Below are 16,023 nucleotides of genomic sequence, written 5' to 3' on the forward strand. Positions count from 1 at the left end.
AACGTCGATGGAAAGATGAAGGAGGCTGTAAACAGATGTTGAATAAATTAACCGTGGAATAAATTGGGTTATTTCTGCCTATACTGAAGGATACATTCGAAAACAGAGTAAGGAGGCTTAAGAATGGTTCATATTCGTGATGTATGGGTAAATTGGTTTGAAGGAGAAGAGAACGGCTACAACGTTTGTGATTTTTTTGAATGGAGAAGCGATGATCGAATCGAGGTTTTAGATCAGGCGATTGTCGTTCGTGTAAGCACCCAGCTGTTTCACTATATTGAAAATCAAATGGCAGAGCTACCTGAAGCACTATTAAAGGCTGTACATCAGCAAAGCTACTTACGGAAAAATATGTCCAGAATCCAGCTCGATTATTGTTTTATTGCCTCAAATGGTGAAGGAATTATTGCCGTTGATACAATGGGGTATAAGACACCGATTCGAAAAAGTCGATTAACACCAAGGCAAGAGCAAATCGTTTATGAGCTTTTAGAAAATAATGAGCTAGAGGTGTTTGATACAGAAAAAGAAGTTGTGCAAAAGGAATACCATATTCTTTCTCCAAGTCCTGAGGAGATGAATGGGTTAACTCGAAAAGAACGACAGCTTAAACAGCTTCTTTTTATGGCTCTTGATCAGCTTTATACAACAGGAAATTCAGCCGAAATTCGTTATTGGTATACGGAATGGAAACCACATAACTATGATAGCATTCAATTAATGGAGCGTCATGAGGCGTGGGATAGACTATATCAGGAAATAAAGCATGGTTGGTCACAGCGTCATTACCAGTTGTGTGAAAGCATGATTAAAGGACAAGCATTCTTTGAGAAGCTTTGGGAACTAGAGCACGGTGAAAGTGTAAAATAGAGGAACAAACATTGTGGAGGACTGACGAATGTTTACATAGCTTCATTTACAATGGCTGAAACTTTCCTTATAATAAGATAGGTAGAAAAAGTTGTGGGGAGGGAAGCTGAAATGGAGACAATGGACACTTTTGCCCATGGTGTTATGCAAGTCTTAACGGTTATTTTATTCGTTGGAACGATTGGTTTTTCACTTCTTGTAGGGAGATATTGGAAGAAAACAAACGGATATTAAAATTAGGCAACGGATGACATGCTCGTCATCCGTTGTTTTCGTTTAGTGAGGTTTAGTAGCTATAAGACAAATGAGTGGGATCGTAACCTTCTTGAATGATATACGAACTATACAGCGGAATGTCATTACCCCTTCATTCATGGAAGGGCAACGGCGCTTTATGATCGTTTTTTACGGTTTAAGCCCATGGCACGTTCTGCTTTTTCAAGTGTCCGAATGGCGGTACGGTTCGCTTGTTCCGCTCCTTTATCAAGAATGAAATCGAGCTCATCTGACTCAAATAACTCCTTATACCGTTGTTGAATCGGACGTAATGTCTCAACGACAACATCAGCTAAATCAGACTTGAAGTCCCCATAGCCCTTTCCTTGATAACGCTCCTCAAGTTCTACAATGGATGTCCCGGAACAAAGCGAAAAAATCGTTAAAAGATTTGATATGGCAGGTTTTGCTTCTCTGTCAAAACGAATCTCACCATCAGAATCTGTTACGGCGCTTTTAATTTTTTTCACAATTACCTTTTCATCATCTAGCATGGAGATATAGCTTTTTGGATTCGGGTTCGATTTACTCATTTTTTTCGACGGATCATTGAGTGACATAATACGAGCACCGATTTTTGGAATTTTCACTTCAGGAATTGTAAAAATATCGTTGTATTTATGATTGAAGCGCTCAGCGAGATCACGCGTTAGTTCAAGATGCTGTTTTTGGTCTTCGCCAACTGGAACAATATCGGTATTATAAAGCAAAATATCTGCTGCCATTAGCGGAGGATATGTAAGAAGGGACGCAGATACGGCTTCCTTTCCAGCCGATTTATCTTTAAACTGTGTCATCCGTTCAAGTTCGCCGATATAAGCAACACATTGCATGATCCATCCAAGCTGCGCATGAGCTGGGACTTCCGACTGGATAAAAAGAGTTGACTTTGTTGGATCAATCCCTACTGCCAAATAAAGGGCCGCCAAACTACGAATGTTTTCTCGCAGCTTAAGGCGATCCTGTGGCACCGTAATTGCATGCTGGTCTACGATACAAAAATAACAGTGATAATCATCTTGCATGTCGACAAAGTGTTTCATTGCACCTAAGTAATTTCCAAGTGTCAGTGTACCACTTGGTTGAATGCCAGAAAAAACCGTTTTCATTTATTGCACATCCTTTCACATTCCACGCGTTATCCTCTTTTGTTCAACCACATTTTGCCTTTGGTCAAACATATGTATACATCATCTTATCGAAAAGTGTGGGAAACGTAAACAAGAAACAAACCGTTCTCGTACGGCCACTTCGTCATTCGGATAAAGATGATTCCTTTTGTCGGTCAATCATCTCTCTGTGCTGCTTGTTGACGTCGCTCCCGAAGTCGAAAGAGCCAAAGGACGAGATTCACAGCAACAATCAAAAAGAAAAGAAGATCGTAACGTGTGCCTGAATAATAGGAATAAAGAACAAATACCCCTAATAGTAATAGGGCAAAAAGTTGGTATAGCTGAAGTTTTGACACTTACTAACCTCCGTTTCGTATGATTTGGTTCCAATGGACATACCCTTACATTATAACAAGTTTCAAGAGGAAAGGGGGGAGTGATGATAAACCGTCAAGCTTTCTATTTTAGCCTTCTGATTCTCGTTCTTTGTAGTGCTGGTTTTTCCTTTCATCAATCGGAACATGTCTTTAAACAGATCGATCAAATGGCTATCGCAGCAACGAAGATAGGTTCTCAGGTAGGGGATAAAGCGATCCCTTTCTTGCTCAATACACCTAGTGGAAAAGCTGTCGAATTGCAATCATTTCAGGGAAAGCCAGTGATTCTACATTTTTTTGCAACATGGTGTCCACCTTGTCAAGAAGAAATGCCTTTGATTGTTGAACTTGATAAAAAAATTCGCAAACAGGGTGGAATGTTTCTTGCGATTAATATGACAAGTCAGGAACAAAGTATAAAGGATGTAGCCATGTTTCTCCGTCAATTTCATGCCCAATTTGACCCATTATTGGATGAAGAGGGTAAGGTCATGAACGATTATCAAATCATCGGTATTCCCACAACGATTGTCATTGATGAGAAAGGTGTGATTCAGAAGCGAATAAATGGTGTACTTACCAAAGAACAGCTTTCTAACTTAGAGCAGCTTTTTTAAATCAGGGAGCTTTCGAAAGTACTTGTCTAAAAAAGACTTCTATTGCACCAATTGCCAAATTGAAATTACGTAGTCTCTTGGCGACAAAAACGGAAACAGCTTCAGGCAAGGATGTTGTAGCAGCGATCAAAAAGCTTCCAACAAAGGTAGAGCCGAGCCCAGTAATCACGGCGATTTCCTCACCATAAATGGAGAAGACGGCTCTGCCCCAATAATCACCAGTGCGGCAACGAGAAAGCCGATTACAGCATGTTTAAGTGAAATCGATGATCGCACTGTCGTGGCTGCTGGTTAAAACGGTCAACATCCTACATAGACGAATCTTTGATCAAAAAAATGAAAGAGTTACATTGAACTCTTTCATTATACGCTTTGTTGCCAGCGGTCTTCGTTTTGAACATTGTTGATTAATTGGTCAAGCTTTGCAAGAAGCTGAATCGCTTTTTCATCCGAGATCGTTTTGTAATGGTGATCTCCGTTTGGTTCCTCGTCTGCTTCATCTGCAAGGGCTACAACCTTTTGTAAAGGGCTTAGTTCAAGCTCTCCTTCTGGAAGATAAGAGTCTGTATGAAGTAAAATCGCTAAGGCTATCTCCTTTGCACGCTTTGGATGTTCACCAAGTCGAATAAGAAGCTTATGGGCACGTTCTGCGCCCTTAATGGCGTGAATGTCATTTTCTTTATATAATTCAAAATCCCAATTTCCGTTTGAATACCATGTGTAGTGACCGATATCATGCAAAAATGCCGCTTTGCAAGCTAGGTCGGGATCGACTCCGTGAATGCGCGCGAGCCGAAAAGCATGGTAAGCACATGAAATGGCATGAGCCATTCCTGAACGTTTCACATATTTTTGTGTGATTGGGTGTTTAAATAACTCAACGAACGAAACACGTCGCATAAATGTATCCCTCCTCTTAGAGTGCAAAATGGAAATTTACTGGAATGAAATTTGAATGTATTTTTTCTATTATAGAGAAAAAAAGGTTCAAGTGCAATGGATAAAAGGGTAAGCGATAAGAAGTGGGTATGAAAGAGAAGGTATTTTTGCTATAATCAGGCTATGATTGATTCAAAAGGGGTGTGGAATGGGGACAACACATGTTTTTTCAAAACGAGAAGAAATTGCGAATGCTATTACTCACGGTATCGGTGTATTACTAAGTATTGCTGCTCTTGCCTTACTTGTTGTTTATGCAAGTCTTTATGGGGATGTTTGGCATATTGTGAGCTTTTCCATCTATGGTGCGACGATGTTAATCCTTTATTTTTCGTCCACGATGCTCCATAGTCTGCCGAAAGGAAAGGTTAAAGATCTTTTTGAAATTTTTGACCATGCGGCCATTTATCTTTTTATCGCAGGTTCTTATACACCCGTTCTATTTATTGTTGTGCAAGGGACACTTGGTTGGACACTTTTTGGTATTGTTTGGGGTTTAGCGACAATCGGGATTATCTTTAAAGTCTTTTTTGTCAAACGGTTCCTGTTTATGTCGACACTTTTCTACATTCTGATGGGCTGGCTGGCGATTTTCGCCATTCGACCAATTATTGAGGTATTGCCGCCTGCTGGTATTGCTTTCTTAATTGCAGGAGGCATCTGTTATACGGTGGGAACAATTTTTTATGTATGGCGTGGTTTTCCATTCCATCATGCAGTTTGGCATTTGTTTGTGCTAGCAGGTAGCGTTCTTCATTTCTTTCTTGTATTTTTCTACATTCTACCCTTATAATACAAAACGCCCGTTTGACAACTAGTCATCGGGTGTTTTTGCTTCTGCTATGATGAGAACAGATTCGGAAAAAACTTTTTCCATCGTTCACTTACTCTTTTTTCAATGTCTAGGCTTGTTTTAACTGTTGTTCAGGAGCTGTCCGTAAACGTTCATATCTTTATAGGAAGATTTGTTGTTTTAAGGTATATTTTGGTAGGAGGATCATCATGTATGTAACTGTAAAGGAATTATCAGAATATTTAGGGCTGTCAGTTGACTATTTGCAAGAGCAAATCCGTTTAGGACATATTAAAGCAATCCATGACGGAGAAAAATTTTTAGTTAATAAAAAACAGTTTGAGTGGCATAAAGAAAAGCTTGAGGAGCGAAGAAAAGAAGTAGTAGCCCTTTTAGAGGAACCGATGCCTGAAGACTGGGATGCAAAAGATGAGGACTGACTTGAAATTTTGACAAAAATTTGATTGAAGGCTGTGATATGCCTATGAAAATGATGTTCATAACGCTTATACTTGGAACCATCAGCCTATTTATATTACCAAATGGACAAGCTGAGGAAACTGTTGGAGATGGAAGGTTTGTACAATTTCACAGTGCCAAAGAACATGGTTATTATGAACGGGAACTTCCTGAACAATTGGCACGGTTTACCTATGATTCAGGTTACAGCTTTTCATACCTAGAGGATGGAGTGCGAGGTTTATATAACAGGAAACTCGGCTGGAGGTGTACGTTTTCAATCTTTGCATGATTATTTACATTCCACAACGTTAAATCGTATGGTGATCCACATCAAGACCATGGAATCAAGACTTTACAGCGAGTTGGTTAGACGCTGGTATTTATATAAACTACGGTAAAGAAGAAATCGAAGCGCAAATTCGAGCACTAAACGAAGAAGGCATTAATGAATTTCTTTTGTGGAATGGGGGAAGTCGTTATACACAAGGCGTCAATTACAAGCAATAAAAAAGCGAACTCAGTTAAAGTCTCGCCCATACATTTGATAAGGGCCTGACGATGAGTTCGCTTTTTACTTATGATTTGCCTCCAATTTGACGCCATCCTTTTTTAACCTGATCGGATTGATTGTAAAAATAGTCTTTTTGCTTGCGACCAAAAAGCGTTTTAGCAAATGTGCTTGTAATCACACCTATAAATGCTGTAATTCCAATGATAAAAACACCAAGAAGAATAAAATCGGTGATAAAGAGCGTCATAGGCCTCATCCTTTCGATAGTAAAGGGGCGGAGCATATTACGGGATGAGGAAGCGAAGAAGCCCTTTTGCTCACACCGCCTTGATTTAAATGGTGCTCACAGCTACTGAGCAGCTTGTCATTCATTTTGGGAAGAATAACCACTTGTCAACTTTATTTTACAATGGGAAGGAATATTTTGAAAGGGGTTTCAACTATTTACGGTATAATGATTAGAAAAAAGGGGCTGGGACATAACGAACGTGTATGCTTGAAAATGCGAACAATGCACAATCTTAGCGGAGTATATTTCCGAAGCGAATGCTATGCATCAACGATCATGACGTTCGCATTTCTCATCAATAAAAACTCTTTTGTCCCAGTCCCATGGTTTTATAGAGAAAAGATGAGCGTTTGGGCAAGATAATAGCATGATGAAGACAGAGGTCAGGCGAGAGCATAGCAACGGGCCTAACGACGACTGAAGGAATGCCACCAAAGTTTAGGTATTGTTAAAAAAAGAATATAATAGGTAGAAACAATAATTGATGGAGGTTAGATACCGTGAATTGGTATGAAAAATTAAATCAGTACTTTCCGGTTGAAGAAATGAAGTCAAGGAAACACATGGAAATGCTATTAAAAGAAAAATCGGATATTTATCATAAAGACGAAAGTGAAAATCATGTTATGATGTATGTAGAGACAGATGATTTTATCTTCGTTGATTATTTGTTTGTATCAAAGGCAGCAAGAAGTCAAGGGCTTGGTAAGCAACTGCTTGAACGGTTAAAAAAGAAGCAAAAGCCGATTATCTTAGAGGTCGAGCCGCTTGATTATGAAGATACCGATACGAAAAAGCGGCTACGATTTTATCATCGTGAAGGATTTAAACACGCTGAATCAATCGGATATCGTCGACGTTCTCTCGCAACAAACGAAGTCAATGAACTGGAAATTTATTACTGGTCGCCGACAGATGAATCGGAGGAAAGCATTTATGAAAAAATGAAGCATACGTATGAAAACATTCATACGTATAAAGATAAAGAGCTTTATGGTGCTTCCTACGAAACGGTCGATCAAGTCTTAACCTACAACCAACCAAAAAAACAACCACAAATTTAACCTGTTGTGAGGGAAGAGCTAATGAACGTAAGGTGGTGTTTTTCTTGAAAGGAAAAGACAAAATGAAAAAGAAGAGAAAGAGAGAAGTTTTAAAAGAGCTATTAAAGAAAAATTTAAGAAATTGGAAAAAAGCTCCTAAGCGAGGTCCAGCGACCCAATCTACAAGAAAATCCTCCAACTACCCTGGCACAAAAGTGTGCTAGGTTTTTTTATGGAGGTAAAAATCGTTAAATTGTGTCAAAAATGTGACGGGAGCAGAAGTTTTTTGTGATTTGTAACTAAAGATACAAAAATGTTTAGAAAGTCAGTATCAAAATGGTTTATTATAAGAACAGAAGGGTATAAATAATATAGTTTCTTATTTATTATCTTGTTTAACTTTTGTTCAATCTATGTCGTATCACACGAAAAACATCTATGCAAAACTTATACAATAAGGTATAATGTTGATTAGTGCTAAACTTATATGTATATATGTTCGCATAGATTTAATTTCTAAAGGAGGGTGTTTCGTACGATGGTTACTCTTTTGACATCACCAAGTTGTACTTCTTGCCGCAAAGCAAAGGCTTGGCTTGAAGAACATGATATCCCTTTTGAAGAACGCAACATCTTTGCATCACCTCTTTCTGTAGAAGAGGTAAAGGAAGTTGTTAGAATGACTGAAGATGGAACGGATGAAATTATTTCAACTCGTTCAAAGGTATTTCAGGAACTTAATGTTGAATTAGAAACATTACCTCTACAAACCTTATTCAAAATTATTAGTGAGAATCCTGGTTTGCTTCGTCGTCCAATTATTTTCGATGAAAAGCGTTTGCAAGTTGGATACAACGATGCAGAAATTCGTCGCTTTTTACCTAGAAAAGTACGTACGTTCCATTTACAAGAAGCACAGCGCCTTGTCAATTAATCAAAAAACCCATGTCGTTTACGAGTGACATGGGTTTTTTTCTTTGAAAAAGAATAAGAAAGGATTTATTCAATGATGCTCTAGGCGCTAGAGATTAAAGGTTGTTTCAACTCCTCCTGCGAAAACAAAAAACGTTTTCTAGTCTGAGTCTCCAGCGCTTTTCTTTATTCTCTAGAGGATCGAAAGGATTTGGTTATCCAACCAGATAAGAGCACGAACGTAATAACAAGTATTTGAAAGAAGAATGCTAGCATTGGTTGTTGACTAAAGAGTGGTGCAAACATTAATTCATGCGTGATCATTCGAGCTGCGGTGAAAGCGAGAATACCCGCACCGATATAAATGACAAGCGGGTAATGATCAAACAGCTTAAGAATTAGTTTACTTCCCCAAATAATAATCGAAACTGATACGAATAGACCAATGATGACAAGAATTATATTTCCATGTGCGGCTCCTGCTACTGCAATGACATTATCAAAGCCCATCACAAAGTCTGCAATGACAATCGTTTTTATCGCTGTCCATAGGTTTGTAGGGCTAGTGATTGTTTGATTTTTTTCTTGTTCGATTAATAAATGATAGGCGATGTAAATAAGTAGAGCTCCAGCAATTCCTAATAGAAAAGGAATAGCCAGCAGCTTAACTGTTATAAGTGTTAATCCGATACGTATGATGAGGGCTAAACCAATCCCAATTATCATCGCTTTATTTCGTTGGTGGGCGGGTAAATGACGGCAGGCCAACGCAACAACGATTGCATTATCACCACCTAGGATGATATCAACACCGATTATCGTAAAGAGTGAAAGAAGAAAGTCCCATTCAATCAACAGACACCATTCCTTTGAAACAAAATAAAAATACTCATTCCTCTTGACAAAGCATATAATGATGAGTGAGAATAAGAAATTACAATTACTCATTAGCTTGTCTCTTACTATTTGTATACATTTCATAACATTTCAGAACGATTTATTATAAAAAGGTTCATCTTTTTCTTTAAAAAAAGATTCGTACTTTCAATGTAAGAGTGCTAATTTTCTAAAAAAATCCTAAAAACTCAGCTTTTTTAATTTCCATTTTGCAATGATTTATCATAAAATATAAGTAACAAAAAGAACAAGCTTTTTACTTTTTGTTTCATAAGATGTATGAGACACTATAAGTGTGGGTAATAGTAATCAACCATCTATTTTGGGGAAGAGTAAGTCCTTCCGCCATGATGAAAATCGATAGGAGGGAGAGCGAAGATGGAAATAGAACGTGTAAATGATTCAACAATTAAGTTTTTTATTACTTATAATGATATAGAAGACCGTGGTTTTGATCGGGATGAAATTTGGTACAATCGCGAGCGCGGTGAAGAGCTTTTCTTTGAGATGATGAGTGAAGTGAATGATCGCGAGGAATTTGAGATTGAAGGACCACTGTGGATTCAAGTCCATGCGCTCGAGAAAGGACTTGAGATTGTCGTCACGCGCGGGCAAATTTCTGATGGAAATGTCAAACTTGAAATCCCTGTAACACAAGATAAAGAGGATGCTGTTCTACATGATGGGACAGAAGTATTTGATGGTGATTTAAAAAGTCATCCTGAACATTTTGAGTCAAACGAATTAGAGATTATGATCGGGTTTGACGATTTTGAAGATATGATTGCTTTAAGTCATAACTTTTTCGTCGATGACTTAGATAATGAGCTTTACCATTTTGAAGGTAAATATTTTCTTCACGTCGTGTTTAGTGACGAATCATATAATGAAGATGAGCAGGATGATATGCTTAGCCAAATGCTAGAATACGGATTCGAATCAGACCTAACGATTTATCGTGTAAAAGAATATGGAAAAACAATTATGCAAGGAAATGCCTTAGCGACCATCCGGAAGCATTTTCCCCAACGATAAAGAGTCGGTTTCATGATGAAACCGACTTTCTCTTTGGATTTTATTAAATCAGAAGCAATTTCGCATAATGATTAAATGATTCGGTAATGAAAAAATATTGAAATGCTCATGATCGATAACCGTCAATCGTCATAGCGGTAACCAAGGAATTAAGCAATGAACTGACATTCAGAGGGCGTAATTAACATAAGCATAGGAGACAACGAACCATGAAAAACCGTTTAAATGTACTTGTTTTCATTTCAATTATTTTAACATTACTCTATGTGACTAGAGGCTACTGGCAAGGCTGGGTTGTCGGAGCATTTAGTGCGCTTTTTACGGTTTCGGTCGTATTCATCGCGATTTTGATCTTCTTTGAAAATCGGCATCCAACAAAAACATTAACTTGGTTGATTGTGCTAGCGGTCTTTCCAGTTGTCGGTTTTATTTTTTATTTGATGTTTGGCCAAAACCGCCGCAAAAATAAATCCTTTATGAATAAAGCAATTCTTGATGAACAGGCCTTTGAAAAGATTGAAGGACAAAGGCAATTGAATGAAGAACAGCTTCAAAAAATGGGGGGGCATCAGCAGTTGCTTTTTCGCCTCGCTCACAAACTTGGTAAAAATCCGATCTCCTTTGCAACAGAAACAAAGGTTCTGACTGACGGAAAAGAAACCTTTACCCACATACTTCAAGCCTTAAAAATGGCAAAGCATCATATTCACTTAGAATATTACATTGTTCGGCATGATGAAATTGGAAATAAAATCAAAGATATTTTAATTGAGCGAGCGCAAAATGGTGTGGAGGTTCGGTTTCTTTATGATGCGGTAGGAAGCTGGAGGTTATCAAAGGCTTACATTCAAGAGCTTCGTCGTGCAGGTGTTGAAATCGTCGCTTTTTCACCTGTTCGTCTTCCATTTCTTACCGATACGATCAACTATCGAAACCATCGCAAAATAATCGTGATCGATGGTCATGTAGCGTTTGTCGGTGGCTTGAACATTGGTGATGAGTACCTTGGTAAAAACTCTTACTTTGGGAATTGGCGCGATACTCATTTATACGTAAGGGGAGAAGCGGTCCGCACACTTCAATTAATCTTTTTAAGGGATTGGGCGTTCCAAACAGGGGAGACCATTTTAAAACCGATCTACCTTTCACCTGTTCTTGCAACGACAAAGGAAGAAGGCGGCGTTCAAATGATTGCTAGCGGGCCAGATACAAGGTGGGAAGTGATTAAAAAGCTCTTTTTCTCAATGATTACATCGGCCAAAAAATCGATATGGATTACAAGCCCTTATTTTATTCCAGATGATGACATTTTAAGTGCATTGAAAATAGCAGCCCTTAGTGGAATTGATGTCCGATTACTCGTGCCAAATCGTCCAGATAAACGAATTGTATTTCATGCATCGCGATCATATTTCCCGGAATTGCTAGAGGCTGGGGTGAAAATTTATGAATACAATCGAGGGTTTTTACACAGTAAGATTATTATTGTCGATAGTGAAATCGCTTCAATTGGCACATCCAATATGGATATGCGAAGCTTTCATTTGAATTTTGAGGTGAACGCATTTTTATATCGAACCAAAAGTGTGACGACGCTTGTTAGTGATTTTGTGTATGACTTAGAATACTCAAATCAATTAAGCTTTGAATTGTTTAAAAATCGTCCGCTTTTTTATCGGGTGATTGAATCAACGTCAAGGTTATTGTCACCATTGCTTTAAATCAAGGGGCTAGTTTTGTTTTTTGCAAAGCTAGTCTTTTTATCTATAATTTTATGAGTACTGATTCAATCGCACTATTTCCCGAGAAATAAAAATGACTTTTGCCGTATTTTTTTGACGACTAAGAAAGGATTTTAGCAGGGTATGGCGAAGGAGATAAGATGGAGGTGAAGGAATGTTAACTGCAAAATTAAAGAGCGGTGAACGGTTTTCGTTAACGGATGGCTGGAAAAAGCATCAGCTTATTGAATTAAGGAATCAAAATATGTTCGTATGTTCTGTTTGTCAGCAACCTGTACAATTAAAGCTAGGAAGCAAGCGGCAATGGCATTTTGCCCATTATAAAGAAAGTCCTTGCATGATTGAGCATGAAGCTGAGTCTCCTTATCATCTTGCGGGAAAAAAATTGCTTTATGAATGGATACGAAAACAAACTGTTGATGTGGCGTTAGAAGTGTATCTACCAATTATTCAACAACGGCCTGATTTGCTTATTCGCAAAGATAATCAATTATATGCACTCGAGTTTCAATGCTCCCCTTTGTCAATTGAAACCATTCAAGCCCGCACGACTGGTTTTCAAAGGCATAGAATTCAACCAATTTGGCTCTTTGGTGGAAACAGGCTTACTCGCCATGGACCAAGCCGTTTTACTGTTAGACATTTTGAGTGGTATGGAGCACGCTCAATCACCCGTACCGAATGGCAGCTGCATTATTTTTGTCCCCATTCAGAAAAATTTGTGTATCTTCAGCAATTAACTCCGTTATCCTCCATTCGAACCCTTGGAAGACTTCAAGAAATTCCTCTAGAAGTGCATAAATTAGAACATTTGTTAACCCCATTACCTACGACTCCTCTTCCTAATCATACGTGGTTATCCGCAAAGAAGCATCGGCGTTATCAAACAACATTTCCTTTCCTATCTTTAGAGCAAAAACAATTTCAAGCATTGCTTTACAAACATCATGTACCCCTAAGTCTTTTTCCGATAGAAGCAGGTTGGCCTTCTGCAGGTTATGAAATGATTGAAACCCCTCCACATATTTGGCAAACTTGGCTCCTTTTTGAATGCATCCTTCATCAGCCCCTTAACACTCCATTTTCCTTTCAACTCGTTCTCCAATGTTTCCGACCAATGTTTTTAAAAAAGCAATTCTCTCTTCGGTTTCTCCATAATGAAAATCAGGCACTTGAGCACTCCTTGCGAGGCTATTTAACATTATTGGTGAAATGTGGATTATTAGCTAATGGGAAGCAACCGAATCAATTTATTCGCAGTAAGCATTTGAGGATTCCTGAAAGTCTCGACAATGCGTTGAAACGAGATGAACAATTTTGTTATTCATTTATAAAAAAGGAGATGAATAAGATGAGTACAGGAGTTTCTAGGTCTTGAAAGAATGTGTAAGAGTGGAAATCGATCATTGGAATCGGTATGATGAGAGGATAAGACATTGGAGGTGTTGAGAGGTGGCGAAAGAACTACCAAAACGAGATGAGATTCCTGTTGAAGAGACATGGAACCTAGAGGATATTTTTTCAACCGATGCAGATTGGGAGCATGAATTCCAAGAAATAAAACGCTTATTCCCTTCTCTTGTAGATTACAAAGGAAAGCTTGGCGAATCTGCAAACACGATGTATGAAGCATTAAAAAAACAAGGTGAAATTTCTGAAAGGCTAGGCAGACTGTATACGTACGCCCATATGCGTAATGACCAAGATACGACTAATTCTTTTTATCAAGGCTTAAATGATCGTGCTGCAAGCCTCGCTTCACAGGTAGGTCAAGCTGCTTCGTTTGTCGTGCCAGAAATTTTGTCGTTAAATGAAGATACAATCGAAAAGTTTTTAAACGAGCATGAAGGACTTCAAGAATATCGTCATATGTTTGATGAATTAAATAAAGAGCGTCCTCATGTTCTATCTGAAGCGGAAGAAGCCATTCTTGCTCAAGCAAGGGAAGTGACAAGCGCGCCCAGCCATACGTTTGGCATGTTGAATAATGCCGATTTAACGTTTCCAAGCATAAAAGATGAAAATGGCGAAGAAACGGAAGTGACTCATGGCCGCTACATTCGCTTTTTAGAAAGCAGTGATCGGAGAGTGCGGAAAGAGGCGTTTCATGCTGTTTATTCAACCTATGGAAGCTTTAAGAACACATTTGCATCCACATTAAACAATCAAGTAAAGCGAGATTTGTTTTATGCAAATGTACGAAAATATGATTCTGCTCGTCAGGCTGCTTTAAAACCAAACCATATTACAGAAGAGGTATATGACCAGCTGATTGCTACAGTTAATGACCATCTCCATTTGCTTCATCGCTATGTTAAGCTGCGAAAAAGAATACTTGGTGTAGAAGAGCTCCATATGTATGATTTGTACACCCCGCTTGTAAAGGATGTGAAAATGACCATCCCCTATGAAAGAGCGAAGGAGCTTGTTCTTAAAGGGATGGAGCCGTTAGGTGAAGAGTATGTGAAAACCTTAAAAGAGGGGTTTGAAAATCGCTGGGTTGATGTTCATGAAAACAAAGGGAAGCGGAGTGGCGCTTACTCTTCAGGTGCCTATGGGACAATGCCATACATTTTGATGAACTGGCAGGACAATGTAGATAATCTTTTTACACTTGCCCACGAGTTTGGTCATTCACTTCATAGTTATTACACGAGAAAAAACCAGCCGTATCAATATGGGGACTATACGATCTTTGTAGCTGAAGTTGCTTCGACTTTAAATGAAGCGCTCCTACATCATCATATGGTTCATGCGACAACGGATAAACAAGAGAAATTGTACCTGTTGAATCACTTTTTAGAAGGGTTTAGAGGCACTGTATTTCGCCAGACAATGTTTGCAGAATTTGAACAGCTTATTCATGAGAAAGCAGCGTCAGGGGAGCCGCTCACCCCAGAATTATTAAGCAAGCTTTATTATGAGTTAAATCTAAAGTATTTCGGAAACGATCTAGTCGTTGACAAAGAAATTGAATTAGAATGGGCGCGAATCCCTCACTTTTACTATAATTTTTATGTATATCAATACGCGACTGGCTACAGTGCTGCTGCGGCACTGTCTAAACAAATTCTTGAAGAAGGAGAGCCAGCCGTCGAACGTTATTTAGACTTTTTAAAGGCAGGAAGCTCTGATTATCCAATTGAAGTGCTGAAACATGCAGGTGTAGATATGACATCACCTGAACCAATTAAAGCAGCTCTTTCACTTTTTGAAGAAACGCTAGATGAAATGGAAGCCCTTTTACTTTTAGAGGGATAACGTCGAACATTTTGCTTTGTTGAATATTAAAAGCATCCCCTCTTTTTGGCAATGAAATGTTCCAGGTGCAAAAAGGGGGGATGCTTAATTTGATCTACTATGATACGAATGAAAGGAGATTAAAACGCTGAGAGATTTGTGGAATCGATACAACGACTGTAAAAGAATCGATCCATCTTTGTATACAGCATAATAGGGAGCCGTGTATGTACCGTCTACATTACTACAAATTCGTTCAAAATCATTTCGTACATCGACAACAATTGGTTCATGATTAGAGGCAGGGATTAGCAAATTCGTCTCTAAGTTTAAGTCCTTTAAATGAAGAGGGGGTGTGAGCGAGAAAGCATCTACAGTTCGTCATCTTTTCCTCAAGAATTGGTAGGTTACGACCGGAATCCTTTAAAGCGATTTCGTTGATTAAAAAGATGAAGCGAAACCACAATGGAAAGAAATAAACATGGGCCAGCAATCAACATAGGAAATAAATTCATTAACGAGAATGTGAAAAAAAGAAAGCTTAACAGGGTACATAACAGACCGCCGACAAAAAGGAAACGGTTCATTTGGATACCTCCTGCTACAATAGATTCATTACTAGGTAGTCTATGCAGGAAAGTGGACAAATAGTTTATGTCCATTCTCTGAACAAATGAAAGCTACCATTGTCATTTTACGAATAGCCTGATACATTATTAATGTGAAATAAATCACATTCTCTCCCCCAGAGATAAATAAAGAGGGCCTTCCGAATCTGGGGGCCCTTTTTAACAAAGATGAAAAAATGTTTTGTCTAGCTTCAAGTCGCTTTCATCCCTCCAACAAAAAACGTTTCTGAATTAGTGTTTCTAGCACGATGAAGGAAGGAAGCGCCAAAAGTTTCCGTA

General features: G+C 38.5%; 18 protein-coding genes and 2 pseudogenes. 14 read left to right on the forward strand and 6 right to left on the reverse strand.

Translation table 11 applies throughout. From position 1 onward, the window contains the following. Positions 1-123 precede the first annotated feature (123 nt). Together BLT_RS0106120 and BLT_RS24680 are read left to right on the forward strand one after the other, a co-directional pair. Complete coding sequence (locus BLT_RS0106120) at positions 124-870, forward strand: YjbA family protein (protein WP_017726922.1); 747 nt, start codon at positions 124-126, stop codon at positions 868-870. A 111-nt stretch (positions 871-981) separates the two neighbouring features. Further along, positions 982-1,104, forward strand: a complete 123-nt coding sequence (locus tag BLT_RS24680) for a hypothetical protein (RefSeq protein WP_017726923.1) — start codon at positions 982-984, stop codon at positions 1,102-1,104. A gap of 158 nt (positions 1,105-1,262) precedes the next feature. Here the strand turns inward: BLT_RS24680 and trpS are convergent, their stop codons facing one another. Both trpS and BLT_RS0106135 read right to left on the reverse strand, forming a co-directional pair. Next, positions 1,263-2,255, reverse strand: coding sequence for a tryptophan--tRNA ligase (trpS, locus tag BLT_RS0106130; RefSeq protein ID WP_017726924.1), 993 nt, complete (start codon positions 2,253-2,255; stop codon positions 1,263-1,265). Positions 2,256-2,431: 176 nt separating this feature from the next. Continuing rightward, on the reverse strand, positions 2,432-2,614 hold the full coding sequence (locus BLT_RS0106135) for a hypothetical protein (protein WP_017726925.1): 183 nt from the start codon (positions 2,612-2,614) through the stop codon (positions 2,432-2,434). 83 nt (positions 2,615-2,697) lie between these two features. On the opposite strand from BLT_RS0106135, the gene BLT_RS0106140 reads away from it, so the two are divergent. Then, positions 2,698-3,252 (forward strand): TlpA disulfide reductase family protein, encoded by a 555-nt coding sequence (locus tag BLT_RS0106140; RefSeq protein ID WP_017726926.1) that lies wholly within the window; start codon positions 2,698-2,700, stop codon positions 3,250-3,252. Between the two features lies 1 nt (position 3,253). Here BLT_RS0106140 and BLT_RS24830 read toward each other — a convergent pair whose 3' ends face one another. Then, positions 3,254-3,421: a hypothetical protein gene (locus tag BLT_RS24830; protein ID WP_017726927.1), complete on the reverse strand. Its 168-nt coding sequence runs from the start codon at positions 3,419-3,421 to the stop codon at positions 3,254-3,256. A gap of 194 nt (positions 3,422-3,615) precedes the next feature. After that, positions 3,616-4,152 carry an HD domain-containing protein gene (locus tag BLT_RS0106150; protein WP_017726928.1) on the reverse strand — a complete coding sequence of 179 codons (537 nt, stop codon included), beginning with the start codon at positions 4,150-4,152 and terminating at the stop codon, positions 3,616-3,618. A 187-nt stretch (positions 4,153-4,339) separates the two neighbouring features. Here BLT_RS0106150 and trhA point away from each other — a divergent pair, with 187 nt between their 5' ends. The 4 genes and pseudogenes from trhA to BLT_RS22975 all read left to right on the forward strand — a co-directional run. Beyond that, the gene (gene trhA, locus BLT_RS0106155) at positions 4,340-4,984 is read left to right on the forward strand and encodes a PAQR family membrane homeostasis protein TrhA (protein WP_017726929.1); all 645 of its coding nucleotides are present in this window, start codon (positions 4,340-4,342) and stop codon (positions 4,982-4,984) included. 209 nt (positions 4,985-5,193) lie between these two features. Beyond that, positions 5,194-5,424: an excisionase family DNA-binding protein gene (locus BLT_RS0106160; protein WP_017726930.1), complete on the forward strand. Its 231-nt coding sequence runs from the start codon at positions 5,194-5,196 to the stop codon at positions 5,422-5,424. 38 nt (positions 5,425-5,462) lie between these two features. After that, positions 5,463-5,735 carry a hypothetical protein gene (locus BLT_RS0106165; RefSeq protein WP_026105009.1) on the forward strand — a complete coding sequence of 91 codons (273 nt, stop codon included), beginning with the start codon at positions 5,463-5,465 and terminating at the stop codon, positions 5,733-5,735. Positions 5,736-5,776: 41 nt separating this feature from the next. Then, positions 5,777-5,953: pseudogene (locus BLT_RS22975) on the forward strand (putative glycoside hydrolase); the annotation flags it as partial. 51 nt (positions 5,954-6,004) lie between these two features. Here the strand turns inward: BLT_RS22975 and BLT_RS0106170 are convergent. Beyond that, positions 6,005-6,204, reverse strand: a pseudogene (locus tag BLT_RS0106170) (hypothetical protein); the annotation flags it as partial. Between the two features lie 542 nt (positions 6,205-6,746). Here BLT_RS0106170 and BLT_RS0106175 point away from each other — a divergent pair. The 3 genes from BLT_RS0106175 (at position 6,747) to spxA (ending at position 8,223) form a co-directional block, all read left to right on the forward strand. After that, the gene (locus tag BLT_RS0106175) at positions 6,747-7,310 is read left to right on the forward strand and encodes a GNAT family N-acetyltransferase (RefSeq protein ID WP_017726932.1); all 564 of its coding nucleotides are present in this window, start codon (positions 6,747-6,749) and stop codon (positions 7,308-7,310) included. 44 nt (positions 7,311-7,354) lie between these two features. Further along, on the forward strand, positions 7,355-7,513 hold the full coding sequence (locus tag BLT_RS24210) for a hypothetical protein (RefSeq protein WP_017726933.1): 159 nt from the start codon (positions 7,355-7,357) through the stop codon (positions 7,511-7,513). A 314-nt stretch (positions 7,514-7,827) separates the two neighbouring features. After that, positions 7,828-8,223, forward strand: coding sequence for a transcriptional regulator SpxA (spxA, locus tag BLT_RS0106185; RefSeq protein ID WP_017726934.1), 396 nt, complete (start codon positions 7,828-7,830; stop codon positions 8,221-8,223). Between the two features lie 164 nt (positions 8,224-8,387). Here the strand turns inward: spxA and BLT_RS0106190 are convergent, their stop codons facing one another. Next, on the reverse strand, positions 8,388-9,053 hold the full coding sequence (locus tag BLT_RS0106190; protein ID WP_026105010.1) for a TerC family protein: 666 nt from the start codon (positions 9,051-9,053) through the stop codon (positions 8,388-8,390). Positions 9,054-9,476: 423 nt separating this feature from the next. Here BLT_RS0106190 and mecA point away from each other — a divergent pair, with 423 nt between their 5' ends. The 4 genes from mecA (at position 9,477) to pepF (ending at position 15,136) form a co-directional block, all read left to right on the forward strand. After that, positions 9,477-10,133, forward strand: coding sequence for an adaptor protein MecA (gene mecA, locus BLT_RS0106195; RefSeq protein ID WP_017726936.1), 657 nt, complete (start codon positions 9,477-9,479; stop codon positions 10,131-10,133). 209 nt (positions 10,134-10,342) lie between these two features. Beyond that, positions 10,343-11,854 carry a cardiolipin synthase gene (gene cls / locus BLT_RS0106200; RefSeq protein WP_017726937.1) on the forward strand — a complete coding sequence of 504 codons (1,512 nt, stop codon included), beginning with the start codon at positions 10,343-10,345 and terminating at the stop codon, positions 11,852-11,854. A 175-nt stretch (positions 11,855-12,029) separates the two neighbouring features. After that, a complete protein-coding gene (locus BLT_RS0106205) occupies positions 12,030-13,253 on the forward strand; it encodes a competence protein CoiA (RefSeq protein ID WP_017726938.1) in 1,224 nt (407 codons plus the stop codon). A gap of 74 nt (positions 13,254-13,327) precedes the next feature. Further along, positions 13,328-15,136 (forward strand): oligoendopeptidase F, encoded by a 1,809-nt coding sequence (pepF, locus tag BLT_RS0106210; RefSeq protein ID WP_017726939.1) that lies wholly within the window; start codon positions 13,328-13,330, stop codon positions 15,134-15,136. Positions 15,137-16,023 lie beyond the last annotated feature (887 nt).

Origin of the sequence: Halalkalibacterium ligniniphilum (genome assembly GCF_000334155.1) — a bacterium.
Classification (GTDB): domain Bacteria; phylum Bacillota; class Bacilli; order Bacillales; family Bacillaceae_D; genus Halalkalibacterium; species Halalkalibacterium ligniniphilum.